Here is a 23,462-nt window from a genome sequence, read left to right as displayed (position 1 = left end):
GGGTGGAACGTCGAGGTGACATAGACGTTGCGCCCAGCCCGCGCCGGCCGGTGCGAAAGCTAGCGAAAATTGAGGTTCCACCCCATGCGCCCCCTGTCACAAAAAGCCACTTATGTACTGCTCAGTCTAGCCGCGATTATCATCGTTGCCACCTGGCTGACCCTCGTCATCTGGCAGCCCAGCGACTCCAACTACGAGTCCCTCGCGGACTCCAAGAGTTCCACCATCGCCCTGGTCGGCTTCGTCGTCCCCGCCATCCTCGCGCTGATTGCCGTGATCCCGCGCCTGCCCGTGCGTACCCTCGCGCTGTTGCCGGTCGCCCTGGCTATCAACGTGATCCTCGGCCATATCATCGGCAACATGGGCCTGCCCCTGCCGCTGTACTTGGATTCCATCGGCACCGTGCTGGTCGGTGCCCTGGCCGGCCCGTGGGCGGGCTTGGTCACCGGTGTGCTGTCCGCCCTGGTGTGGGGCACGTTCAACCCGACCGTCGTGGGTTTCGCCGCCGCCTATGCCTTCGTCGGCGTCTGCGCCGGGTTGCTGGGCAAGTGGTGGACGGGTGCGTATTGGAGAATCGGCTTGTCCGCGCTGCTGATTGGCTTCCTGACGGCCCTGCTTTCCGCACCGATCGCCTCCTTCATCTTCGGCGGCACCGCGGGCACAGGCACGGGCCTGCTGGTCACGGCTTACCGCTCGCTGGGCTTCGAGCCGATGACGGCCGTGTTCCTGCAGTCCTGGACCTCCGACCCGCTCGATAAGCTGATCGTGTTCACCATCATTTACCTGGTCATCCGCGCCCTGCCGCAGCGCACGCTCCGCACCTTCGCGCCGGCGGGCAAGGATGGCAACACTGCTGCCGACAACACCGCTGCAGCAGACAAGGCCGCATGAACCCACTGACCTACCTCACCCTCGCCGCCAGCGGGGTGATCTTCGTCCTCGTCGCCGATAGCCTCGCCGTGAGCGCTATCGCGTGGGGTCTCTGCGCCCTTGTGGCTCTTTTCTTCTCGACGCCCCGTCGTCCCTTCCTGGCAGCCAATCTCTTAGGCCTACCGGCCTTCATCGGATTTGGTCTGATGTACGCCCCCTTCGGCCAGGATCCCGGCTGGTGGATCATCACCCGCGACGGCCTGCAGGTCGCTCTCTCCCTGGGTAGCCGTTTCCTGGCCGCTACCACCATCGGCCTGACCATCGGCAGCTTCGTAAACCTCGACCAGCTGATGCGCACCGTCCAGCCGCGCCTGCCCGCCAAGCTGGTGTACGTCGTCGGCGCGACGGCCCGGCTGCTGCCGCTGGCCCGCGCCCGCTGGCTGACAATCCAACAGGTCCGCGCCTCCCGCGGCGTGGACGTTTCCACCTTGGGGGCGAAGTGCCGCATGATCCTGCCGCTGATCGTCGGCATGGTGGACGATGCTGCCACCCGCGCCCGCCCGCTGCAGCGCACAGGCATCGGCGAGCTCGGTCCGCGTACCGTACTGCGTCCCGTCCCGGATACGGGCCTGGACTGGGCCGTGCGCCTGCTGGCCATCGCCGCCCTGGTGGTGGGATGCTGGTGGGCAGTGCACTAGCTGGGCTATGGGCACCAGTAAACGCAAGCACTAGCGAACGACCAGAAAGATCCCGCGCGAACAATGCCTTTGAGTACCTTCATTTGGGGAGATAGTGGCGTCGGACTATCCGAACATGCCTGGGCGCACGCAGAAAAGACGGGCGCGGCATGGGTTGGCAACGAGGCCAGCGCGCACATCTCCCTGCTGCGCAACACGGTCGCCGAAGAGCTCGCGTTCCCCATGGAGCAACGCGGGGTGCCGCGCGCCGAGATGCAGCAGCGCGTGGAGGCCGCCCTGCGACTGTGGGGGTTGGACGGCCAGGCCGAGCAGAATCCCGCCACCCTGTCCACCGGCCAGACCCGCCGCGTGGCCATCGCCGCCGCGCTGCTGGCCCGTCCCGAAGCGCTGGTGCTCGACTGCCCCCTCGATGGCCTGGACGCCGCCGCCGTCGACACCCTGCGCCGCACCATCGCGGACTTTCCGGGACCCGTCACCGTTTACGATCGTGCGGGTTCGCCCTTAAGTGATGACGCCCCCTCGCACCAGCGCCTGCTGGCCGACGGCACCCTGACCGATTCCCCCGCGCCGAAACCCGCAGCCGAGTCGGTGGCCCCGGAGATCACCGAGCAGGGGAGCACCCGGACGGCCCTGCTGGCGCGGGATGTGGTTTTCCGCCGGGGTGGCGTCGGACCCATAAACCTGGAGGTCCCTGCAGGTCGGGTGGTGCACCTGGCCGGGCCGAACGGGTGCGGCAAGACGACCCTGTTCCTGGGCGCGCTGGGGTTGCTGAAGTATCGGGGGACGCTGCGCGCGGAGGGGCTGAAGGGGTGGGCGCCCACGCAGATGGATCAGGCGGTGACCTGCCGTACCGTGGCCGAGGAGCTGGCCGTGGGAGCGGGCGAGGAGCTGGCCGCAGCGGCCATTGACTTCGCCAGGTTGGGCAAGTGGGCGCACACCCATCCGCTGGACGTGCCGGCGGCGAAGCGGCGGATCGTACTGGTCGCGGCGGCGATGGTGCGCGGCGCGGATCTGGTGATGCTGGACGAGCCGACCGTGGGGCTGGACGTGCTGGGCTACCGCGAGCTGGCGGAGCTGATGCACCGCTACGCGGATGGAGAATATGCGCGGTTGATCGGGCGGGGCGGCTCTGGCGCGCCGGGCGAGCCTGGTGGCGCGGGCGCGCCGGGCAGGCAGGGCGCGCGGCACACGCAAAGCGCGCCGACGGTGCTGTGGACCTGCCACGACGCGCGCTTTGCGTCGCAGGTCAGCGATCTGCGGATTGATATGGCGGGCTAGCCCCGCCGGGCGCGGCGAACTAGTCCGAGATCTCGATCGAGTCGCCGTTACGCTCGACCTTCTTTGCCGGAACCATCGGGTCGCGGGAGGGGCCTTCCAGCACATCGCCGGTGGCGACGTCGAACTTGGACATGTGCTTCGGGCAGACCGCCACGGTTACGTCTCCGGACTTCTCAATGGAGTTGATGGTGCCACCAGCGTGCGGGCAAGAGGTGGAAAACGCCTTGTACTCGTCCTCGCCGGGGCGGGAGAGCACCCAGCCGTCCAGAATCGTCGCGCCGCCGACCTCCAGATCCGCGGCATCGGCCTTCGCCACAACTTCCTCGCCGGCACAGGCTGCCAGCAGGGCACCGGAGGCGGTAGCTGCGGTGGCTACGGCTACCCCGCGCAGAAACGAGCGGCGGGAACAGGGTAGGGAGCTGTGACGCTGGGGATTCGGCTGCATTGCACTCATAAAACCGATCATTCCATCAGGCCGCACGGGCTACAAGCTCGCGCGCGGCGAGGCTGGGCGGGGCTGGCCGCGTAAGGCAGCGGGGCTGGCATGCGGGATGGGCGGGGCTGGCAGCGTAAATATGTGGGCATAAGTAAGGTGAAAGACTATGTACATTCCCGAGGCAATTGGTACTCCACTGACTCCCTCCTCCCTCAAGGTCCTCCTGCTCGGAGCCAGCGAGTTGGGGCGGGAGCTCGCCATCGCCCTGCAACGCCTGGGCGTGGAGGTGCATGCCGCGGACCGCTATGTCGGCGCACCCGCGCACCTCGTGGCCAACAAGGCTCACGTGCTGGACATCCACGACGGGGATGCCATCCGCCAGCTGGTCCGCGAGGTCGGCCCGCACTTCGTTGTCCCGGATTCGGAGACGATCCCTGCCGACGTGCTGCAGGAGATCGAGGCCAATGAAGTGGCTTCCGTCGTGCCGACCGCCCTGGCCAACCGCCTGACCATGAACCGCGAAGGCATCCGCACCTTCGCCCACGACAAGCTGGGCCTGCCTAACAGCACCTTCCGCTTCGCCTCCACCGCCGACGAACTCGCCCGCGCCGCCGAGGAAATCGGCTACCCGTGCGTGGTCAAGCCCGTCATGAGTAGCTCCGGCGCAGGCCAAAGCTACGTCGGAGGAGTCGACGAACTGGAGGCCGCCTGGAACGCAGCCCTCAAGCACTCCCGCACCAACGCCCAGCGCGTCATGGTCGAGCAGTACATCCCCTTCGACTACGAAGTCACCATCCTGGCCGTACGCTCCATCGACCCCGCCACCGGCCGGGAGGCCACCTGGTTCTGCGAGCCCATCGGCCACCGCCAGGACCGCGGCGACTACGTGGAATCCTGGCAACCCGCGCACATGTCCGAGGATGCTCTGGACACCGCCCGCAGCATCGCTGCCCGCATCGCCACCGCCCTGGGAGGCCGCGGAGTGTACGGCGTGGAGCTGTTCGTCAAGGGCGACGATGTCTACTTCTCCGAGGTCAGCCCCCGCCCGCACGATACGGGCATGGTGACCCTCGGTACCCAGCGATTCTCTGAATTCGACCTGCACGCACGCGCCATCCTTGGGCTGCCGATCGATACCACGCTGATCTCCCCGGGAGCCTCCGCCGTAATCCGCTGTGAGGATAAGCACGACGGCGATATTGAATACGTGGGCGTCAACAAGGCAATGGCAGTAGAAGAAACCAACGTCTACCTATTCGGCAAGCCCCGAGCACTCGCGCGGCGACGAATGGGAGTGGCAGTGGCCACCGCCGAGGACACGGACCAGGCTCGACAGCGCGCCGAAGAGGCCGCCGGGTACATCGAGGTGCGGCCGACGGTTTTCGCAGAAGACGGGCAGTAGCCCTAAAATCCGAGGTATGGGACATAGCGCAACCGACCTCAACGAAACCCGAATCCTGCTGTACTACTGCTTCACCCCGATCGACGACCCGACCGCGGTGATGCTGTGGCAGCGCGCGCTATGCGAACAGCTGGAGCTGAAGGGGCGCATCCTCATCAGCAAGCACGGCATCAACGGCACCGTCGGCGGCTCGCTGGCCAGCTGCAAGCAGTACGTGCGCCGTACCCGCGAATTCCCCGGCTTCAAGAAGATGGAATTCAAGTGGTCCGCGGGCTCGGCGGACGACTTCCCGCGCCTGTCCGTGAAGGTGCGTGACGAGATCGTGGCCTTCGGCGCCCCGGACGAGCTGAAGGTGGACGAAAACGGCGTGATCGGCGGCGGCGTGCACCTGAAGCCGGAGGAAGTGAACAAGCTGGTAGAGGAGCGCGGCGACGAGGTTGTCTTCTTCGACGGGCGCAACGCCATGGAGGCGGAGATCGGCAAGTTCAAAAACGCCATCGTGCCGGATGTGCGCACCACTCACGACTTCATCGGGGAGATCGAATCCGGCAAGTACGACGACCTGAAGGACAAGCCGGTGGTCACGTATTGCACGGGCGGCATTCGCTGCGAAATCTTGAGCTCGCTGATGAAGAACCGCGGGTTCGAGGAGGTCTACCAGATCGACGGCGGCATCGTCCGCTACGGCGAAAAGTACGGGGACAAGGGCCTTTGGGAGGGTTCCTTGTATGTTTTCGACGGGCGCATGCACATGGAATTTAGTGATGACGCCGCTACGCTGGGCCGCTGCCGGGCGTGTGGCCACGCGACCAACGACTTCCACAACTGCGTGAACGAGCAGTGCCGCGAGCAGATCCTGCTATGCGAGGAGTGTGCCGCGGACCCGGAGAGCGCCACGTGCGGGCGCAAGGAGTGCGCCGAGGTCGCAGCGGAGATGGCGAGCTAGAGCTCCAGCTCCATGGTGACGTGGGGGATGCCCTCCTCGTCGAAAGGCTCGCCGACCGGCTGGAAGCCGAACTTCGCGTAGAAGTCCTGCGCCTGCTCCTGGGAGTTCAGGGAAACACGGGCGACCTGGGTGGTCGGGTCAAGCGCGGCGGCGCGACCCTTGCAGACCTCCAAGGCCTGCTCCATGATCTGGGTGGCGATGCCACGCCCGCGCACGTCCTTAGCCACACACATGCGGCCGATGTGCTGATCCTCCGGCTTGCCGTACACGCGCGCAGTGCCGACCAGACGCAGGGGAGAGCCCGGATCCGGCTGGCCGAAGGGATACTCCGGGCCGCTGCCTGGGTGAATGTAGGCCAGCACGTGGTGGGTGTTCGGATGCGGGTCGATGTCATCGATCTCCGCGAAGGGAGTCTGCTGCTCGTGGACGAACACGTCCACGCGCAGCTTGTACAACGGGTGCAGCTGCTGGGCGGGCATCGCTAGCAGCGCGCGCCCGGTGAAGTGAACATCCGGGAACTCGGCGGCGCCAGAGGCTGAGCTGGCGGCGGGGGAGGGGGTGTTGGCCACAGTCTTCGGTGTCCTTGCCTAGTGTCTTTGCAGAGAGTCCGTACTTAGACGTTCTTGCCCTGGGAGTGGTGCAGCATCTCGTCCCACTCGCGTACCTTCTTGCGCTCGCGGCCCTCGGCCTCGCCGAGCTCGCGCTCGTGCTTATCCAGGCTGTACCAGCCCTCCCATGTGGTGTGGGCGATGCCCTTCTCCTCGAGGAAAGCCTCGACGGCCTCCAGATCCGGCTTCTCCGGGTTAAAGCCGATGCCGTTGGCGGCATCCTCCAGCAGGTTGGCGACGGCCTCGTTGGCGTCACCCTTCGTGTTGCCGATGAGGCCGACCGGGCCGCGGCGGACCCAGCCGGTGGTGTACACACCGGGCAGGCGCTCGCGCTTCTCGGCCTCCGGGTCAGCGGAACCCGGAACGCCCGCGATGCCATCGGCGGTCGGCCCCTCGGTCAGCACGCGGCCACCGACGTTCGGCAGCACGTTCTGACGCTCATCCCATGGCAGGCCCGGCTGCTCGTCGGACTTGTAGCCCACGGCGCGGTAGACCGCGCCGACCGGCCACTCGGTGAGCTTGCCGGTGCCAGAGACAGAGCCATCGCCGTTGAGCTCGGTTCGTTCGGTGACGAATGCGGTCACGCGGCCTTCGGTGTCAGTTTTAACCTCAACCGGGGACTCAAAGAAGTGGATGTACAGCTTGTGAGGAGCACCCTTCGGGTCGGCGATGGCGTACTGCTCCAGGCGGGTGCAGACCATGTCCTGAATCTTGGACGCGCGGCGGGCCTCCTCGGAACCCTCGTCGTACTGGATGTCCTCCGGGTCGATAACGATCTCGATCGTGTCGGAATCGTTGAGCTCCTTCAGCTCCAGCGGGGTGAACTTAGCCTGCGCGGGGCCGCGGCGGCCGAAGACGTGGATCTCCTTGGCCTGGTTCTCCTTCAGGGAGTCGTAAACGTTGTCCGGGATCTCGGTAACCTTCAGCTCCTCGCCGGTCTTGGCCAGCACGCGGGCGACATCCAGGCCGACGTTGCCTACGCCGACGACGGCGACGGAGTCCGCGGACAGATCCCACTTGTCCTCGAAGTACGGGTTGGCATCGTAGAAGCCGACGAACTCGCCGGCGCCGATGGTGTGTTCGCCGCCGGGGATGTTCAGCGGGCGGTCGTCGGTAGCGCCCGTGGCGTAGATAACCGCATCGTAGAACTGCTTGAGCTCGTCGACGGTGACGTCCTTGCCGACGTTAATGTTGCCGAACAGGCGGATCTCGGGCTTGTCCATCACCTTGTGGAGGGACTTGATAATGCCCTTAATGCGCGGGTGGTCGGGGGCAACTCCGTAGCGGATCAGGCCGAAGGGGGCCGGCATGCGCTCGTAAATGTCGACGCTGACGTCGGCCTCAGACTTCGTCAGCGCGTCGGAGGCGTAGATGCCTGCCGGGCCGGAGCCGATGACTGCAATGCGAAGTGGGCGATTTTCGGGCATGTCAGGTGCAAATCCTTCTTGTTCGGGTTGTATTTCGGTTATTGGGTAAACCGCGGTGTTGAGCTCGCGCGGTGCGTTTTGTTGCTGCGCCGCGTGAACCGCATGAAGCGTTCGAGCTGCTCATGAATTTACACATTCTAATGTAGCGAAAATCCACGCAGGGTCGCTAAATCGGGTCACTGCGGGTAACTCCTCGAACTATAGACAACTCTGTCTAGAAAAATCAACATTTCGCTTGAATTTGTGTCGGATCCCATCTAGGCTGAACCGGACAATGTAGACAGACAGATCAGTCTAGATGGAATTTGAGGCACCATGACCACCGGAACGACCACCGGCACCACCGGACCGACCGCTGAAAATAAGCCAGCGCGCCCGCGTCGCAAGAAGCAGCGCAAGCCCCAGGGGCAGTGGGCTGTGGACGGCCGCGAGCCGCTCAACGACGACGAGCGGGTCAAGCAGGAAGACCCCGGAATCAGCGTGATGCAGCGCATCCGCGACATCTACTCCAAGGAGGGCTTCGACTCGATCCCCGCGGAGGACCTCGCCCCGCGCTTCAAGTGGGTCGGCATGTACACCCAGCGCAAGCAGGGGCTCGACGGCGAAAAGACCTCGACCCTGACCAATGCGGAACTGCAGGACAACTACTTCATGATGCGCATCCGCCTGGACGGCGGTGTGGTCAGCTCCGCCGGCCTGCGCACTATCGGCGAGATCTCTGAGAAGTACGCGCGCAACACCGCCGACTTCACCGACCGCCAGAACGTGCAGCTGCACTGGATCCGCATCGAAGACGTCCCGACCATCTGGGACGAGCTGGCAAAGGTCGGCTTGGATTCCTTCTTTGGCTGCGGCGACGTTCCGCGCGTGATCCTCGGTTCCCCGGTCGCAGGCATCGCCAAGGATGAAATCATCGACGGCCGCCCGGCCATCGAGAAGATCAAGAAGGAGTTGCTGCCCGACCCCGAGTTTGGAAACCTGCCGCGCAAGTTCAAGTCCGCGATCTCCGGCCACGCCCGCCAGGACGTCACCCACGAGATCCAGGACCTCGCCTTCATTGGCTCCGAGCACCCGGAGCACGGTCCCGGCTTCGACGTCTGGGTCGGCGGTGGCCTGTCCACTAATCCGATGCTCGCCCAGCGCCTGGGCGTTTGGGTGCCGATCGACGAGGTGCCGGAGGTCTGGGCCGGTGTGGTCCGCATCTTCCGCGACTATGGCTACCGCCGCATGCGCAACCGCGCCCGCCTGAAGTTCCTGGTAGCCGACTGGGGTGTGGAGAAGTTCCGCGAGGTTCTGGAAACTGAGTACCTCAAGCGCCCGCTGCTGGATGGCTCCGAGCCGGAGGAGTATCCGGGCTATCGCGACCACGTCGGCCTGCACGAGCAGAAGGATGGCCGCTTCTACCTGGGCGTAAAGCCCACCGTCGGCCACACCGACGGCAAGCAGCTGCAGCAGCTGGCCGATCTCGCGGAAAAGCACGGCACTACCAACATCCGCACCACCCCGGACAAGGAGCTTCTGTTCCTGGACCTGGAGCGCGAGGCCGCGGAGGCCCTCGCTGCGGACCTGGAGGAGCTCGGCCTGTCCGCCAAGCCCTCGGCCTTCCGCCGCGACATCATCTCCTGTACCGGCTTGGAGTTCTGCAAGCTCGCACACGTCGTCACCAAGCAGCGCGCCATCGCGCTGGTGGACGAGCTGGAGGATCGCCTGGGCGACCTCGACGTTCCACTGAAGATCAGCCTCAATGGCTGCCCGAACTCCTGTGCGCGCACCCAGGTGGCGGATATTGGCCTGTCCGGCAAGATCCTCACGACCGACGAAGGCGAGCGCGTGGAGGGCTTCCAGGTGCACCTCGGCGGAACCATCGGCCTGGAGCCGCACTTCGGCAAGAAGGTGCGCGGCAACCAGGTCTTCTCCAAGGATCTGGGCGACTACGTGGTCCGTGTGGTGGAGAACTTCAAGTCCCACCGCACCGAGGGCGAGGAGTTCCGCGATTGGGTTGTCCGCGCCGACGACGAGCTGTTGGTGTAGCCGATGAGTGTTCCGGATAAAGACTCTCTGCCGAGCGTGAATGAGCAGGTCGGCGGCCGTGTGGGCCACCCGAATGCCCGCCGTGCGACGGTGAACAACTGCCCCTACTGTATGTCCCAGAACCTGTTCCCGGACGCGGAGACCGACAACGCCTGGCAGTGCCGCGAGTGTATGCGGGTTTTCTCCGTCAAGTTCCACGGACAGCTGTTGTAACCGACCTTTTATTGACGCCCCCTCGCCCCCCACCCCTTGAGGGGATAATCGTGGCCTTTAGGCAGGTCGCGGCGGTGGGGCGTCACAAAGAATCTTGAACCCGGTTGTAGGAATGGACAGATTGGTCTATTGTGGTGGAAACCAGAACAGACCGATCAGTCTGTCTAGGGAATAACTAAGAGTTCCCCCGAGTTCTTAAGAAGCACACTTCGACAAACCAAACATCAACCCCGAGAAGAGGAGCTCATGAGCCTGGTAGATGCGACCGGCCTGCTCGGCGGGAATTCGGATGACTTCCGAGACCCAGCCGAGAGTCCGCAGGGCGCGCCGACCAAGACCACGCCGCTGAGCGACGAGGAGCGAGCAGCCAACGAACAGCTCGTCGCCGAGTGGAACGACAAGCTAGAGGGCGCCAGCGCCGAAGAAATCATGGACTGGGTGGCCGAGCACGTGCCCGGCAAGATCGCCGTCACCATGTCCATGCAGGACACCGTCCTGGCTGAGCTGGCGGAAGGCTGCCTGGCGGAAGACCGCGCAGAGCTGGTCTTCCTGGACACCGGCTACCACTTCGCCGAAACGCTCGAGACCCGCGACAAGGTCCAGCAGCGCTACAACCTGCCGCTGGAGAACATCACCCCGGTTCTCAGCCGCGAGGAGCAGGACAAGGTCTACGGTCCGCGCCTGTACTCCCGCGACAACACCGCCTGCTGCCGCATGCGCAAGGTCGAGCCGCTGGCGCGGATGCTGAACCCCTTCAACGCCTGGATCACCGGTGTGCGTCGCGTGGATAACGCCCTGCGCGCCAACACTCCGGTGCTGGACGTGGACCGGACCGGCCGGCTGAAGATCAACCCCATCGTCGCCTGGAGCGACGAGGACGTGGAGGCGTACATCAACGACCACGACCTGATCATCAACCCCCTGACCAAGCAGGGCTACCCGTCGATCGGCTGCGAAACCTGCACCCTGCCGGTTGCCGAAGGACAGGACCCCCGATCCGGCCGCTGGGCCGGCTCCAACAAGACAGAATGCGGACTTCACACATGAGCAATGAAAACACCACCGCCCTCTCGCCGCATCTGGCGAGCCTCGAGGCGGAAGCAATCGAGATCCTGCGCGAAGTAGCAGGCCAGTTCGACCGCCCCGCGCTGCTGTTTTCCGGCGGCAAGGATTCCGTCGTGGTCCTGGAGCTGGCGAAGCGCGCCTTCCACCCCGCACCGGTTCCCTTCGAGCTGGTGCACGTGGATACCGGCCACAATTTCCCGGAGGTCATCGAGTTTCGCGACAAGATCGCCGCGGATCCGAAGGTGACCCTGCACGTCGCCGCCGTCCAGGATTGGATCGACAGCGGTGCCATCCAGGAGCGCCCGGACGGCACTCGCAACCCGCTGCAGACTGTGCCACTGGTGGAGACCATCCAGAACCGCGGCTACGACGCGGTGCTGGGCGGCGCTCGCCGCGACGAGGAGAAGGCCCGCGCCAAGGAGCGCGTGTTCTCCGTGCGCGATAGCTTCGGCGGCTGGAACCCGCGCCGCCAGCGACCCGAGCTGTGGGGCCTGTACAACGGTCGCCACCAGGTGGGCGAGAACATCCGCGTGTTCCCGATCTCCAACTGGACCGAAGCCGACGTGTGGGACTACATCCGCGACCGCGACGTTGAGGTCCCGGCGATCTACTACTCCCACCAGCGCGAGGTCTTTAACCGCAACGGAATGTGGCTGACCCCGGGCGAGTGGGGTGGCCCGAAGGAAGGCGAGGAGCTGGTCGAAAAGACCGTGCGCTACCGCACTGTCGGTGACATGAGCTGCACCGGCGCTGTCCTTTCCACCGCCACGACCATCGAGGACGTGATCGACGAAATCCGCCAGTCCACCACCACCGAGCGCGGCGCCACTCGTGCCGACGACAAGCTCAGTGAGTCCTCCATGGAGGATCGCAAGAAGGAAGGTTACTTCTGATGTCCACCAACCTGCCGACCCTCCGCCTGTGCACCGCCGGCTCCGTCGACGACGGCAAGTCCACCTTCGTGGGCCGCTTGCTGCACGATACGAAGTCCATCCTGGCCGACCAGTACGAGTCTGTAGAGCGCGTTTCCAACGCCAAGGGCCTGGAGAACCCGGATCTGTCGCTTCTGGTCGATGGTCTGCGTGCCGAGCGCGAACAGGGCATCACCATCGATGTGGCCTACCGTTACTTCGCCACCGACAAGCGCAGCTTCATCCTGGCCGACACCCCGGGGCACGTGCAGTACACGCGCAACACCGTCACGGGCCTGTCCACCTCGGAGCTCGTCATTGTTCTGGTTGACGCCCGCAACGGCGTGATCGAGCAGACCCGTCGTCACCTGACCGTGGCGGCGATGATGAAGATTTCCCACGTGATCGTGGCCGTCAATAAGATCGACGCGGTCGATTTCAGCGAGCAGGTCTTCAACGACGTGAAGGCTGACGTGGACGCGCTGGTCTCCGAGCTGGGCCTGGCCCATGTCGACGTGATTCCTACCTCCGCGCTGCTGGGCGACAATGTCGTTGAGCGCAGCCAGAACACCCCCTGGTACACGGGTCCGTCCGTGTTGGAGATCCTGGAGACCACCGAGCCGGCGAAGAACATCGCCGATGTAGAGCGCGGCCTGCGCTTCCCGATCCAGATCGTCATCCGCGACCACGCCACCGACTACCGCGGCTATGCAGGCCGCATCACCGCGGGCAAGGTATCCGTCGGCGATAAGGTGCTGGCCGATGGCCGCGAGGCGATCATCGAGGGCATCGACGGCCCGGCAGGGGAGCAGCAGACCGCCACCCGCGGCGAGTCCGTCTCCCTGCGCCTGGACCGCGACATCGACCTGTCCCGCGGGGACATCATTGCCGCCCCGGATCTGCCGGAGCCGCAGCAGTCGTTCACCGCGACGGTGTTCCACCTGTCCGAGTCTCCGGTGCGCCTGCGCAGCAATGTGCTGGTGCGCTACGGCACCGCACTGGTGCGTGGCCGCGTGGACGAGGTCATCCGTCGCGTGGACATCTCCGGCCGCAATCGCAGCGAGGAGGAGATCGCCCACGGTGGCGCCGACGAGCTGGCTCTCAACGACATCGCGGAGGTGCGCGTGACGGTGGCCGAGCCGCTGCCCGTCGAAACCTACCGCCGCGGTGGCCGCGTCGGTTCGCTGCTGCTGATCAACCCCGGTAGTGGCGACACTCTGACCGCAGGTTTGGTGAACTAGCATGACTTGGCCGGCACCCATCATCTGCTTGGCGCATGGATCCCGCCACCCGCAGGCGGACCAGGCGGTCTTCGAGATCGCCGAGCGCATTTCCGAGAGTACTGGGCTGCCGGCCTTCGCGGCTTTCCTGGACTTCCACCCCGCCACCCTCACGACGGTCGTCCACCGCGTCGTCGCAGCGGGCTACACGGAGGCGGTGGTGGTTCCTTTGCTGTTCACGCAGGCTTTTCACGCTCGCTTCGACGTTCCTGCCGCGATTGCCGAGGCCGTTGAGTCTATTGACGCCACCTCGTCCGCCGGCCTGACCCTCCACCTCACTGACGGGTTGGGAACCGGCGCGGATATGGAGGAGCTGGTCGCCGACTTCACGGCCCAGTACCTCGCTGGCAGTGTCGCCGTGGACAGCGCTAGCGCTAGCGCTGGTGCCGCGAACGCCGCGGACAGCAGCGTCGACAAGCTCGCGCTGTACTCAGTGGGTTCCAGCCAGCCGGGCGCGAACGAGGTCGTCGCCGAGTTCGCCGGCCGCGTTGGTGCCCGCCTGAACATGCGCAGCACCCGCGCCTTCGTCGCCACCGGGGACAACCCGGGCTGCGACACGGAGGCGCTACTGGAATTCGCAGACGAACGCACCGTCACCGTCCCGCTGTTCGTCAGCCCCGGCTTGCTATGGGACAAGGCCAAGATCCGAATGCCAAACGGCCGGAAGTGTACGCGCCACCTCGGTGACGCCGTAGCCCCGGTCGTCATCAACCGCGCCTGTCGCGCCCTGCAACAAGCGCACTAGCCTCTCTACCCCTCACAGAAGCCCTCATAGACAGCAAGGACTAACCCCTCATGAAGGTCTTGATTTTTGCCCTCGTCGGCGTGGTCGCCCAGTTGGTCGACGGCGCGCTGGGCATGGCATTCGGCATCACGGCAACCACTCTGCTGATTTTCTCCGGCCTGGGCCCCGCCCACGCCTCCGCCGCCGTTCACTTGGCGGAGGTCGGCACCACGCTGTTCTCCGGCCTGTCGCACTGGCGGCTGAAGAACGTCCACTGGCCGACCGTCCTGGCCCTCGGCGTGCCGGGTGCCATCGGTTCGTTTACGGGCGCCTACGTGCTCAGTAACCTCTCCACCGAGGCTGCCGAGCCAGTTGTGTCCACCCTGCTCGTACTCCTCGGCGCCTACGTGCTGGTGCGCAGCGTGGCCGTGCCGTGGAAGAAGAACGAAGATACCCAGCCGGTATCCACCACCCGCCGCTCCCGATTCGGCCTGGCAGGCCTGGGCCTGGCCGGAGGCTTCCTGGATGCCTCCGGTGGCGGTGGCTGGGGGCCGGTTACCACCTCCACCCTCATGAGTGTGGGCAAGGCTGAGCCGCGCCGCATCATCGGCACTGTAAACACCGCTGAGTTCTTGGTCGCAATCTCCGCCACCGCTGGCTTCGTTACCGGCATGGGGTCGGAACTGGCGGATAACTGGCAGCCAGTCGTCGGCCTACTGGTCGGCGGCGCCATCGCCGCACCGATCGCCGCTTGGATCGTAACTATTATGAAGCCAGAAGTACTTGGCGGCGTGGTCGGCGGCCTGCTGATGCTGCTGAACTCCAGCCGCCTGGTGAACTACTTCGGCTTCCTCGGCGTGGTCGCCGTCATCTTGATCGGTCTGGCCGTCATCGTGGCCCTCGTCGTCGTGCGCAAGCGCTCCCTGCTGGAACGTTCCCTGACCGGCGACGATGTACCGGAAGACTCCCAACAGGCCACCGCGGAATGCGATGCGGAAGCCACCTCGGGCCGGACAAGTGGGCGTCACTACGAAGAAGAGGGAACGAAGGTACAACAGCGCGAGAAAGAACGCGCCAGGGGGTAGGACGAGGGCGAACCTTCCCCGCGCGCCTCGCTAGTACGGGGCTACCAAGGCACAATGGAAGTGAACTGGAACTCCATTGAGGAAGGTATGTGAGCTGTGTCTATCGCGTCGTCTACCGCGTCCCAAGGAACTGGCACGAACGCTGTCATTTCACCAATAGCGAGCGCCGCCGCGCGCCGCTCCGACATTTTGGACGCCCTGGGGGAGGCAGAGGCAGTCGACATCTTCGACACCATCCGCCCCTCCGCGCCCGACTTCGCCGCCGCCCTCGACGCGGCCTACGGCGCTAAGGTCGGCGCCGGAGCCGCTGCCGGTGCTGGCGCCGTACTGCTCGGCACCGGCGAGATCAACTTCGACTCGCGCCTCGCCGCCGCCGCGGGTGCCTCCCTCTACCTGCTCGCGGGCATCCCGGCCGATGCCACGGCGCTGCAGTTGGCCTCCGGGCAGCTCGTGCGCTCTGGTCGCAAGCCCGCCGGTATTTCTTTTATTGACGCCACCGCCTCCGCAGCTGCCGCCGCAGCTAATGCCGTCGAGGCGGAGGGGCAGGCGATTCGCCACATCGCGCTGGAAGGCATCGCGCAGGCAGCAGCCGGCGGGGCTGATGCTGGTGCAGGGGCTGGCGGGGCTGGGAGTGCCGCGCAGGCGAGCGCTGCGAAGGAGCCCGTGATCGGCCCCGAGCTGTTCGAGCGCAACCTGCTGATCAAGGCCCGCGAGAAGGATGCACACATCGTGCTGCCGGAAGGCGACGACGACCGCATCCTCACCGCTGCTGACCAGCTGCTGCGCGCCAAGGTATGTCGGCTGACCATTCTGGGTAACCCGGACGAGATTGCTGGCCGCGCCAAGGAGCTGGGGCTGGACCTTTCCGGCGCCACGCTGACCGACCCGAGCGAGGGCAACCAGCTGGAGGAGTTCGCCGCCGAGTTCGCCGAGCTGCGCAAGCACAAGGGCATCACTCTGGAGCAGGCGCGCGAGACCATGCAGGACATCAGTTACTACGCGACGATGATGGTCCACAAGGGTATCGCCGACGGTATGGTCTCCGGCGCGGCCCACACGACCGCGCACACCATTAAGCCCTCGTTCCAGATCATCAAGACCGCGCCGGGTGCGTCGGTGGTTAGCTCCATCTTCCTGATGGTCATGGACGGCGTGCTGTGGGCATTCGGCGACTGCGCCGTGAACCCGAACCCCACCCCCGACCAGCTGGCGGAGATCGCCACCGTGTCCGCGCAGACCGCCGCACAGTTCGGCATCGAGCCGAAGGTGGCGATGCTGAGCTACTCCACCGGCACCTCCGGCGCGGGAGCGGACGTTGAGGCCGTCGCCGCCGCCGTGAAGAAGGCCCAGGAGAACAACCCGGACCTGCCACTCGACGGGCCGCTGCAGTTCGACGCCGCAGTGGTGGAATCCGTCGGCCAGAAGAAGCTGCCGGGCTCTGACGTTGCCGGGCAGGCAACTGTGTTCGTGTTCCCGGATCTGAACTGCGGAAACATCACCTACAAGGCGGTCCAACGCACCGCCGATGCACTGGCCGTGGGGCCGATCCTGCAAGGACTGAACAAGCCGGTGAATGACCTCTCGCGTGGCGCGACCGTGCCGGACATCGTGAACACCGTGGCGATCACCGCGATCCAGGCCAACTAGCCGAAAAGCTGGCGGCCGTGGCGCGAACCGTGCGGTCGTCGGCATTTGCCAGCGGAAGCCACCCAGCCCGCTGGCTGAGCGGCAAACGGCATCAAAAAAAGAAGAGAAAAGAACAGAGAAGAAAAGTGACTAAGTACGTACTCGTCCTCAACTCGGGCTCCAGCTCCATCAAATTCCAAGTCCTCGACCCGGAAGCAAACGCGACGGCGGACCCATTCGTCTCCGGTATTGTCGAGAAAATCGGCGAAAAGAAGGGGCACATCCAGATTCAGACGGAAACGTCGAAGATGGAAGACAATCGCCCTATCCTCAGCCACTCTGTTGGCCTAGAACGTGCCTTCGGCATGATGACGCTACTGGGCGTCGGACCCCAAGACCTAGACCTGGTAGCAGCAGGGCACCGCGTGGTCCACGGTGGCGCGACGTTCACAGAGCCCGTGCTCATCGACGACGAGGTGATCGAGCAGCTCAAGGAGCTCATCCCGCTGGCGCCGCTGCACAACCCTGCCAACATTGACGGCATCGAAAATGCCCGCGCTCTGCTGGAACACGTCCCGCACGTAGCCGTGTTCGATACCGCGTTCTTCTCCACGTTGCCGGAGCATGCGGCGAATTATGCCATCAAGAAGGACATCGCCGACGAGTACAACATCCGGCGCTACGGCTTCCACGGCACCAGCCACGAGTACGTGTCCTCCAAGGTGCCGGACCTGCTGGGCAAGCCCGCCGAGAAGGTCAACCAAATCACCCTGCACCTGGGTAACGGTGCTTCGGCCGCCGCGATTCGTGGCGGTGTGGCTGTTGATACGACGATGGGATTGACGCCACTCGCCGGCCTGGTCATGGGCACCCGTTCCGGCGACATTGACCCGGGCATTATTTTCCACCTGGCACGCTCCGGTGGGATGACGGTGGACCAGGCGGATAAGCTGCTGAACCGCGAGTCCGGTCTGAAGGGCATGGCTGGCGTGAACGACTTCCGCGAGCTGAAGACCTTGATCGAAGACGGCGATGAAAATGCGCAGCTTGCTTACGACGTGTACATCCACGCGCTGCGCCGCTTCATTGGGTCTTACATGCTGATCCTTGGTGGAGTGGATGCGATTGTGTTCACCGCGGGCGTGGGCGAGAACGCGGTGCAGGTGCGCCGCGATGCCATGGCTGACCTGCAGAACTTCGGAATTGAGATTGACGAGGCGCGGAATGAGAACTCCGAGGGGATCGTCGGCGCGCGGGAGATCTCTACGGACGATTCCAAGGTGAAGGTGTTCGTGGTTCCGACGAATGAGGAGCTGGCGATCGCGCGCCAGGCGACGGAGCTGGCCGAGCAGCAGTAGGGGCGGATCTGGCGCGCCGAGACGGGCTGACCTGGCCGAGCAGCAGTAGGGGTTTGCCTAAGCGCTGGGTTGCTCTGGCTGCCCTGCTGGAGCTGAAATGTCGGAAAAGTTGCAATTTGTTAATGGTGGTAATTTTCGGTAACGCAAAGGTGCAGGTCATGGACTTGCGCTCAGTGGTGTCTGATTTCGCCTCTCCACGTTTTGCAACTTTTCCGACATTTTCTGCGTGAAGGGCGGGAGCGCCTTGCGGCTAGGTGCGCCGTTAGGGCGCAAATAGGACAATGTGTGCAGTTAGAACCTGAGGGACAGGCGAGCAGTTTGGGCGCAAATTGGACAATATGCGCAGCTAAAACCGGGTGCGGGGGTGCAGTTAGAACCAGGTGCGGGGGCGGATCTGGTTTGCCATGTCCACCAGGTCATAGCGGTGCCGGGCGAAGGGAGCCTGGCGAGCCAGTTGGCGCAGGCTCGCTTCCAAGCCGGTGCGCAGGCCGCGCTCGGTAAATTGCATGTCGAACAGGGGAGCCGCAGCTGCCTTCCGCTTGACCTGAGAACCTCCGTTTGCCCTGTTCACGGCACTGCGCTTGCGCTTGCCCTTGGACTTGCGAGAGCCGCGGCCACTGTCGGCCCCAGCACTGCCGGCGCCAACACCCGCGTCACCAGTTCCAACTCCGGTAATCCCTGCCGCGCCGTCCGGGCCATCGCTAGCGCCACGCAGCCAATTCAGGCCCGCGCTCAGCACTGCGATGCGAACTTGCGGCAGGCGCGGCTCGTTAGTCGGCAGGGTCTCCAAACGTCTAGCCGCACGGCGGATGCGGGACTCGGTGAGGCTGTTGGCGTCAGAAATAAGCAACAAAATAGACGTCAACCGTGCCAGACGATTATGCCGCGAGGCCTGCGGAAGCCGGTCCAACGCAGCCACCGCCGAATCGACCATACCCTCCGCGCGCAGCTGCCTGGCCAGGCCAAACGCGCTGGAAACAGTGGACTGGTTCGTGGCCCACACCAACCCGTAAAGGCGCATGGCGTGGAAGCGCAGAGAAACCGGATCCAGCGTGATGTGCTCCCAGCTGGGCACCCCGGTGTAATCCTTAACCGGCAATTTCTGCGCATAGGCCAGGGCGGAAGCGGCACGGGAAACGTGCTCGCTCAGCAGCTTCGTAGAGTTCACGCCCTGTTGCTGCAGCAGCAACTCGTCGGTGGCGGCGAGCGCCAACTTCGGGGCGGGCTCACCAGGCAGGATGTACAGCACTCGGTTGAAGAACTTCTGCGCTTCCGCGAACTGTCCCGTCAGCAGCGCCGCCACCCCGGAGTGCCACTGGAAGCGCCAGTCTTTCTCCAACCGCGGCTTCAGCTCGTCCAGCAGATCGTGGGCTTCGCGCGTCTGGCCCACATCCAGTAGCGCACGCACCATCGTCAGCGGAATCTCCACGGAGTGCTTCAGCTCCGGCTGGGCATAAGCGGCGCGCAGGGTATCCAGCAGGTCCCCGGCCTCGGTGAAGCTGGTGGCGGAAAGCAGGCCGTACCCCGGGTCCTGCGAATCGGCCAGCGGGGTGGGCAGGGCGCTGACAACCTCCGGCACGGAGATCTCCACGGAGCGCACCACGCCGTCGACCAGCTGGTCGGTGCGGAACACAATGTGCTTGGTGCCGAACGTACTACGCTGCGCGGTGAACCGGGTGTACAAGTGCGGGTAGTGGCGGCCGTCGCGGATGGCCAGGATCTCCCGCAGCACGCCGATCAGCTGGTTAGCCATGGCGGTGGCGGAGCTAAAGCGCGCCTCCGGATCCTCGTCCGTGGCTCGCAGCAGCAGGCGGTACAGGGACAAGTACTCGCGGAACAGCGGCTCTTCGTCCGGGGTGGGCAGCCTCTGGGCATACACTCCGTTTTCCACCGGCAGGTTCACGATCAGTGCGGCTAGGGTGCGGCCGACGGTGTAGATGTCGCTGGCCACGGTCGGTCCGGTCTTGGCGATCTCCGGAGCCTGGAAGCCCTTGGTTCCAAAGATGTGCCCGAACGCGCCGATGCCCGTCACCGCACCCAGGTCGATCAGCTTCACCTGGTCCTCGGTGATCAGGATGTTGTCTGGCTTCAGGTCGTTGTAGACCACGCCACGGGAGTGCAGGTAGTCCAGTGCGGGCAGGATCTCCAGGATGTAGCCAATCGCCACGTCCAGGTCCAGCACCCCGGCCGATAGCTTCCGCCGCTGCCCGCGCAGCGATGGCCCACCGACGTACTCCATCACGATGAAGCCGCCGGGGGAGCGCGGGTCGTCGATGAAGTTGAAAATCTTCACGATTCCGGGGTGCGTGATGTCCGCCAGGAATGCCCGCTCGGATTCCGCGACCGCGCGCTCTTGCTCGTTTTCCGTGGCCATCATGCCCTTGAGCACCACGTAGCGGTCGGCGACGTTGTGGTCGATGGCGATGTACACCCAGCCCAGACCGCCGTGCGCGATGGGGCCGAGGATCTCGTACTGGCCTGCAATGATGTCGCCGGCCTTCAGTGTCGGTGCTTCCACGCCTTTCTCGATCGCCGCGCTGGGGTCAATGACTGCGTCTTCCGGGTTCGTCGGCGGGATGAACGGCAGTTGGACCATGCCGTCGGCCACGGAGGCGCCGGAGCGGTACGTGCCGCGCCTCTTGCGGAACGTCGATAGTGCTTCGATGCGCGAGCGCTCGCCGGAGTCCACGGCGTTCGCCGGGTTGCCCACGGGTTCGGTGTGCTGCACCGTCGCGTCTGTGTCTTCGTCGTCGGCGAAGGGGTCGAATTCTACGGCTTCGGTGCGTTCTTCTGGTTCGCTGTCGGAGAAGGGGTCGAATTCTACGGCCTCGGTGTGCTCTTCCGGTTCGCTGTCGGCGAAGGGATCGAACTTTACGGCTTCGGTGCGATCTTCCGGTTCGCTGTCAACGCTGCTGTCTCTGCTGGCGCTGAGCTCGCGGTCGTTACTCTGCATCGCCGTTCGCCACCCTTCGCCGGATCTTGTTGAGTTCCTTCGTTTCTTCCTCGGTGCGGTACTTAATCGGTAGTGATGACGCCGGCCCTAAGTAGTCCGCCAGCCACGTCCCGTAGAGGTTCCTCCATGTTCCGTCGCGTTGGATCCTCTCCATGGTGGAGTTCACTTGCATCACCAGCCCGGTCGTATGCTTTGGGAATCTCGGCGGGGAGATAGCCACCGAGTAGTAGCTGGTCTCCGGCGCGTCGGCCACCAGGGTCGTGTAGGGATCCTGGGCCCGCAGGCCGGTGAGGATCGCGTCATCCGTGTAGATCGCGTCTGCCTGGAAGCGCTGCATGGCCATCAGGCAATCCGTCCACGCCTGCGTCAGCAGCAGCCGCCCTACGTCGTATTGCTTGACGCGCACCGCGGAGGTCGAGTCGCGAGTCACACACACGGTTTTGTTGTGCAGGTCGTCGAAGCTCTCGATCTGAGAGTCGCTCAATACCAGCAGGCGCGAGTGAACCTGCAGATAGGGGATGGAAAACTCTAGCTTTGATTGGCGGGAAAGAGTCGGCGACATTGTGCGCACCACAATGTCCACGTCGCCGCTCTTCAGCGCCTCGGCGCGCTCGCGGCTTTCGACGTAGCGGAATTCGATTCTGTTCGGGTCACCGAAAATGTCTCGTGCGATCTCCCGTGCGAGGTCCACTTCGAAGCCCGCGACGTCGCCAGAGACCGGGTCGCGGAAACCCAGTCGGTTCAGAGACTGGGCCACGCCCACCACCAGACGACCCCGGCGCATGATTTGCGGCACGCGCTCCTTCGGCTCGCGGGTGTCTGGCTTAATGGAGCCAAAGGGTTCTTCGTCGCCGGTGTTGTCGATGTCTGTGTTGGTATCCGCTGCGGCGTCACCGTCGCTGGGGACCTCGTGAGGTTGCACATACGTCGCGCCGTAGGGTAGATCGTCGCTGGCATTGTGCTGTACGGAGGGCCATTCTGGTAGACGGGGACTATCCGTGGAACAGCCCGAAGTGAGGGTGATTGCCGCGGTGGATAGGGCGGCGACTACAGGTTTGAACGCTTGTTTTCTCATTAGAGGAACTCCTGCAGTCGGGGCCTAGTGCCGAAGAACACGCACAGTGCGGATAGAACCGTCAGGGCCAGTACGAGGTTGGTTACGCGGCCGGCGGCGGTGCGCCCCTCCACCAGAATGTCGCGCAGTTCTTCGCGGGTGCTGCTGATGAGCTCCTGCATTTCGTTGTCCACGACGGTGTAGTCGGACGTATCCTCACCGGTGGCGAGCAGGTCATCCTTGCCGTCTCTGCCGTCTATGTCGGTCTTGTCTTTGCCGTCCTTGTTTTCTTCGGGGACCTTCGTATCCAAAGCCGCGGCCAGAGCCTCGGTGTAACGGCCGTTCTGCAGCTCGGAGACCATCTTCGCGTGCGATTCATCCCACGAGCGCAGCGCTTCCCGGGCCGTATCGATGCGCTCGGGTTGGCTCACCTGGCTGCGGAGTCCTTCGAGCTTGCTGTCGATGTCCGCCATGGCATCCGAGAATTCCTGCTGGCGATCCTCGCCGTAGTCGCGCTGAATCAGCCCCAGCGCCTCCTGGGTGCGCGACTGCTGCACCGAGATGCGCACTGCCGTGAGCTGCTCGAGCGGTCGCACGGTGCCCTGCACGTCTTGGTTACCCGCGTGCCACGTCAGGGCAGCGCTTATTGACGCCCATACGAGGGCGAACAGCATAAGCCCAGTAGCCGCCACATATCCCAGGTTGAGGCGCCTATTGGTCAATGCCGCGAGCCAGAACTGGGCTATCACCAGCATGATGATCGCCGCCACGATGCCGGACAGTGGGAACCACAGGGGAGCGGAGAGCTTCGCCTGCTGAGTGGAGACCTCCTCCGAGGTGCGGGAGTAGAGCTCCTGGGCGGCCGGCAGCATAGTCTCCTGCATTAGCGTGGAGGCCTGGGCCAGGTAGGAGGCGCCGACGGGGTTGCGCATACGGTCGTGCGTCTGCGCGTTGGACATCAGCTTCAGGTAGTCCGGCATGGAGTTCTGGATCTGCAGCACCAGTTCCATTTCCCGGGACTCGATATCGTCGATGCCGCTGGTGGCGCGGATGATGGACGTCGAGGCGCTGGACATTGCGGCGTCGTAGTCCCGTGTGGCGGCGTCGGTGGTGGATTTGCGCAGGAAGCTGGTGGTGGCCACCGAGTCAGCCACGGAAAGGGAGTTGAAGAGTTCCTGCGCCGCATCCGACAGCGGCTCCGTTTGGTTGACCAATGTATTCAGCTGTGCTTGGCGGTTCTGCGAGCTGTAGACCATTGCCCCGCCCGCGGCGAGAATGGCCAAAACCAGGATTGTCGAGACGATGGTGAGAAGGCCGGGGGAGGTGGAGGCGAACTTCAGGAACCGGCGCGGGGCTTCGAGCGCCGGGTTCACAAACCCCTTGAACGAGCTGCCTCGACCGGTGGGGTGCTCATCGCTGTCCATCCACCGGTCTGCCTCGAACGCAGTCACTGGGGGCATAGCCATAAAGTATATACAGCCTAAGTAATTGTGTGCC

The 23,462-nt window shown here is 64.6% G+C and carries 20 protein-coding genes; 14 read left to right on the top strand and 6 right to left on the bottom strand.

What is annotated here, in order from left to right; all coding sequences use genetic code 11:
- Positions 1 to 84: 84 nt before the first annotated feature.
- From QKE30_RS05700 to QKE30_RS05690, 3 genes are all read left to right on the top strand, one after another.
- The gene (locus QKE30_RS05700; protein WP_347934310.1) at positions 85 to 891 is read left to right on the top strand and encodes an ECF transporter S component; all 807 of its coding nucleotides are present in this window, start codon (positions 85 to 87) and stop codon (positions 889 to 891) included.
- A complete protein-coding gene (locus QKE30_RS05695; protein ID WP_347934309.1) occupies positions 888 to 1,568 on the top strand; it encodes an energy-coupling factor transporter transmembrane component T in 681 nt (226 codons plus the stop codon). The genes QKE30_RS05700 and QKE30_RS05695 overlap by 4 nt, the downstream gene beginning before the upstream one ends.
- A gap of 63 nt (positions 1,569 to 1,631) precedes the next feature.
- Positions 1,632 to 2,846: an ATP-binding cassette domain-containing protein gene (locus QKE30_RS05690; protein WP_239200636.1), complete on the top strand. Its 1,215-nt coding sequence runs from the start codon at positions 1,632 to 1,634 to the stop codon at positions 2,844 to 2,846.
- 19 nt (positions 2,847 to 2,865) lie between these two features.
- Here the strand turns inward: QKE30_RS05690 and QKE30_RS05685 are convergent, their stop codons facing one another.
- Positions 2,866 to 3,300 carry a Rieske (2Fe-2S) protein gene (locus tag QKE30_RS05685; RefSeq protein ID WP_347934308.1) on the bottom strand — a complete coding sequence of 145 codons (435 nt, stop codon included), beginning with the start codon at positions 3,298 to 3,300 and terminating at the stop codon, positions 2,866 to 2,868.
- A 148-nt stretch (positions 3,301 to 3,448) separates the two neighbouring features.
- Between QKE30_RS05685 and purT the strand changes: the two genes are divergently transcribed.
- Both purT and QKE30_RS05675 read left to right on the top strand, forming a co-directional pair.
- Positions 3,449 to 4,684, top strand: a complete 1,236-nt coding sequence (gene purT / locus QKE30_RS05680) for a formate-dependent phosphoribosylglycinamide formyltransferase (RefSeq protein WP_347934307.1) — start codon at positions 3,449 to 3,451, stop codon at positions 4,682 to 4,684.
- A gap of 16 nt (positions 4,685 to 4,700) precedes the next feature.
- Positions 4,701 to 5,630, top strand: a complete 930-nt coding sequence (locus QKE30_RS05675; RefSeq protein ID WP_347934306.1) for a rhodanese-related sulfurtransferase — start codon at positions 4,701 to 4,703, stop codon at positions 5,628 to 5,630.
- On the opposite strand, the gene QKE30_RS05670 is transcribed toward QKE30_RS05675, so the two are convergent.
- Together QKE30_RS05670 and QKE30_RS05665 are read right to left on the bottom strand one after the other, a co-directional pair.
- On the bottom strand, positions 5,627 to 6,199 hold the full coding sequence (locus QKE30_RS05670; RefSeq protein WP_239200628.1) for a GNAT family N-acetyltransferase: 573 nt from the start codon (positions 6,197 to 6,199) through the stop codon (positions 5,627 to 5,629). The genes QKE30_RS05675 and QKE30_RS05670 overlap by 4 nt on opposite strands.
- 44 nt (positions 6,200 to 6,243) lie before the next feature.
- Positions 6,244 to 7,665, bottom strand: a complete 1,422-nt coding sequence (locus tag QKE30_RS05665) for an FAD-dependent oxidoreductase (protein WP_347934305.1) — start codon at positions 7,663 to 7,665, stop codon at positions 6,244 to 6,246.
- A gap of 315 nt (positions 7,666 to 7,980) precedes the next feature.
- Here QKE30_RS05665 and QKE30_RS05660 point away from each other — a divergent pair, with 315 nt between their 5' ends.
- The 9 genes from QKE30_RS05660 to QKE30_RS05620 all read left to right on the top strand — a co-directional run bounded on the left by QKE30_RS05660 (position 7,981) and on the right by QKE30_RS05620 (position 17,958).
- Entirely contained in the window at positions 7,981 to 9,696 is a 1,716-nt protein-coding gene (locus QKE30_RS05660) for a nitrite/sulfite reductase (RefSeq protein WP_347934304.1), read from the top strand.
- 3 nt (positions 9,697 to 9,699) lie between these two features.
- Positions 9,700 to 9,909, top strand: a complete 210-nt coding sequence (locus QKE30_RS05655; RefSeq protein ID WP_005296957.1) for a hypothetical protein — start codon at positions 9,700 to 9,702, stop codon at positions 9,907 to 9,909.
- A 246-nt stretch (positions 9,910 to 10,155) separates the two neighbouring features.
- Positions 10,156 to 10,956: a phosphoadenylyl-sulfate reductase gene (locus QKE30_RS05650; protein WP_347934303.1), complete on the top strand. Its 801-nt coding sequence runs from the start codon at positions 10,156 to 10,158 to the stop codon at positions 10,954 to 10,956.
- Complete coding sequence (gene cysD / locus QKE30_RS05645) at positions 10,953 to 11,867, top strand: sulfate adenylyltransferase subunit CysD (RefSeq protein ID WP_005296951.1); 915 nt, start codon at positions 10,953 to 10,955, stop codon at positions 11,865 to 11,867. Before QKE30_RS05650 ends, cysD begins: the two co-directional genes overlap by 4 nt.
- Positions 11,867 to 13,126, top strand: coding sequence for a GTP-binding protein (locus QKE30_RS05640; RefSeq protein WP_347934302.1), 1,260 nt, complete (start codon positions 11,867 to 11,869; stop codon positions 13,124 to 13,126). Before cysD ends, QKE30_RS05640 begins: the two co-directional genes overlap by 1 nt.
- Position 13,127: 1 nt before the next feature.
- Complete coding sequence (locus QKE30_RS05635; protein WP_347934301.1) at positions 13,128 to 13,910, top strand: CbiX/SirB N-terminal domain-containing protein; 783 nt, start codon at positions 13,128 to 13,130, stop codon at positions 13,908 to 13,910.
- 50 nt (positions 13,911 to 13,960) lie between these two features.
- A complete protein-coding gene (locus QKE30_RS05630; protein WP_347934300.1) occupies positions 13,961 to 14,974 on the top strand; it encodes a sulfite exporter TauE/SafE family protein in 1,014 nt (337 codons plus the stop codon).
- Positions 14,975 to 15,070: 96 nt separating this feature from the next.
- Positions 15,071 to 16,621, top strand: a complete 1,551-nt coding sequence (gene pta / locus QKE30_RS05625; RefSeq protein ID WP_347934299.1) for a phosphate acetyltransferase — start codon at positions 15,071 to 15,073, stop codon at positions 16,619 to 16,621.
- A 125-nt stretch (positions 16,622 to 16,746) separates the two neighbouring features.
- Complete coding sequence (locus QKE30_RS05620) at positions 16,747 to 17,958, top strand: acetate kinase (protein ID WP_347934298.1); 1,212 nt, start codon at positions 16,747 to 16,749, stop codon at positions 17,956 to 17,958.
- 370 nt (positions 17,959 to 18,328) lie between these two features.
- On the opposite strand, the gene QKE30_RS05615 is transcribed toward QKE30_RS05620, so the two are convergent.
- The 3 genes from QKE30_RS05615 to QKE30_RS05605 are packed head-to-tail and all read right to left on the bottom strand — an operon-like array spanning position 18,329 to position 23,425.
- Positions 18,329 to 20,911: a serine/threonine protein kinase gene (locus tag QKE30_RS05615; RefSeq protein WP_239200606.1), complete on the bottom strand. Its 2,583-nt coding sequence runs from the start codon at positions 20,909 to 20,911 to the stop codon at positions 18,329 to 18,331.
- A complete protein-coding gene (locus QKE30_RS05610) occupies positions 20,901 to 21,986 on the bottom strand; it encodes a transporter substrate-binding domain-containing protein (protein WP_239200604.1) in 1,086 nt (361 codons plus the stop codon). Before QKE30_RS05610 ends, QKE30_RS05615 begins: the two co-directional genes overlap by 11 nt.
- Complete coding sequence (locus QKE30_RS05605; protein WP_347934297.1) at positions 21,986 to 23,425, bottom strand: hypothetical protein; 1,440 nt, start codon at positions 23,423 to 23,425, stop codon at positions 21,986 to 21,988. Before QKE30_RS05605 ends, QKE30_RS05610 begins: the two co-directional genes overlap by 1 nt.
- Between the last annotated feature and the right edge of the window lie 37 nt (positions 23,426 to 23,462).

It is taken from the genome of Corynebacterium sp. c24Ua_83 (assembly GCF_039907245.1).
GTDB lineage: Bacteria > Actinomycetota > Actinomycetes > Mycobacteriales > Mycobacteriaceae > Corynebacterium.
Note: the sequence above shows the minus strand (reverse complement) of the source record. Positions and strands in the feature narration are given on the sequence as shown.

Excerpts from the sequence above, each read along its gene's own strand:
- QKE30_RS05700 (WP_347934310.1), top strand. The coding sequence starts at position 85 with ATGCGCCCCCTGTCACAAAAAGCCACTTATGTACTGCTCAGTCTAGCC.
- QKE30_RS05695 (WP_347934309.1), top strand. The coding sequence starts at position 888 with ATGAACCCACTGACCTACCTCACCCTCGCCGCCAGCGGGGTGATCTTC.
- QKE30_RS05690 (WP_239200636.1), top strand. The coding sequence starts at position 1,632 with ATGCCTTTGAGTACCTTCATTTGGGGAGATAGTGGCGTCGGACTATCC.
- QKE30_RS05685 (WP_347934308.1), bottom strand. The coding sequence starts at position 3,300 with ATGAGTGCAATGCAGCCGAATCCCCAGCGTCACAGCTCCCTACCCTGT.
- purT (WP_347934307.1), top strand. The coding sequence starts at position 3,449 with ATGTACATTCCCGAGGCAATTGGTACTCCACTGACTCCCTCCTCCCTC.
- QKE30_RS05675 (WP_347934306.1), top strand. The coding sequence starts at position 4,701 with ATGGGACATAGCGCAACCGACCTCAACGAAACCCGAATCCTGCTGTAC.
- QKE30_RS05665 (WP_347934305.1), bottom strand. The coding sequence starts at position 7,665 with ATGCCCGAAAATCGCCCACTTCGCATTGCAGTCATCGGCTCCGGCCCG.
- QKE30_RS05660 (WP_347934304.1), top strand. The coding sequence starts at position 7,981 with ATGACCACCGGAACGACCACCGGCACCACCGGACCGACCGCTGAAAAT.
- QKE30_RS05655 (WP_005296957.1), top strand. The coding sequence starts at position 9,700 with ATGAGTGTTCCGGATAAAGACTCTCTGCCGAGCGTGAATGAGCAGGTC.
- QKE30_RS05650 (WP_347934303.1), top strand. The coding sequence starts at position 10,156 with ATGAGCCTGGTAGATGCGACCGGCCTGCTCGGCGGGAATTCGGATGAC.
- cysD (WP_005296951.1), top strand. The coding sequence starts at position 10,953 with ATGAGCAATGAAAACACCACCGCCCTCTCGCCGCATCTGGCGAGCCTC.
- QKE30_RS05640 (WP_347934302.1), top strand. The coding sequence starts at position 11,867 with ATGTCCACCAACCTGCCGACCCTCCGCCTGTGCACCGCCGGCTCCGTC.
- QKE30_RS05635 (WP_347934301.1), top strand. The coding sequence starts at position 13,128 with ATGACTTGGCCGGCACCCATCATCTGCTTGGCGCATGGATCCCGCCAC.
- QKE30_RS05630 (WP_347934300.1), top strand. The coding sequence starts at position 13,961 with ATGAAGGTCTTGATTTTTGCCCTCGTCGGCGTGGTCGCCCAGTTGGTC.
- QKE30_RS05615 (WP_239200606.1), bottom strand. The coding sequence starts at position 20,911 with ATGCAGAGTAACGACCGCGAGCTCAGCGCCAGCAGAGACAGCAGCGTT.
- QKE30_RS05610 (WP_239200604.1), bottom strand. The coding sequence starts at position 21,986 with ATGAGAAAACAAGCGTTCAAACCTGTAGTCGCCGCCCTATCCACCGCG.
- QKE30_RS05605 (WP_347934297.1), bottom strand. The coding sequence starts at position 23,425 with ATGCCCCCAGTGACTGCGTTCGAGGCAGACCGGTGGATGGACAGCGAT.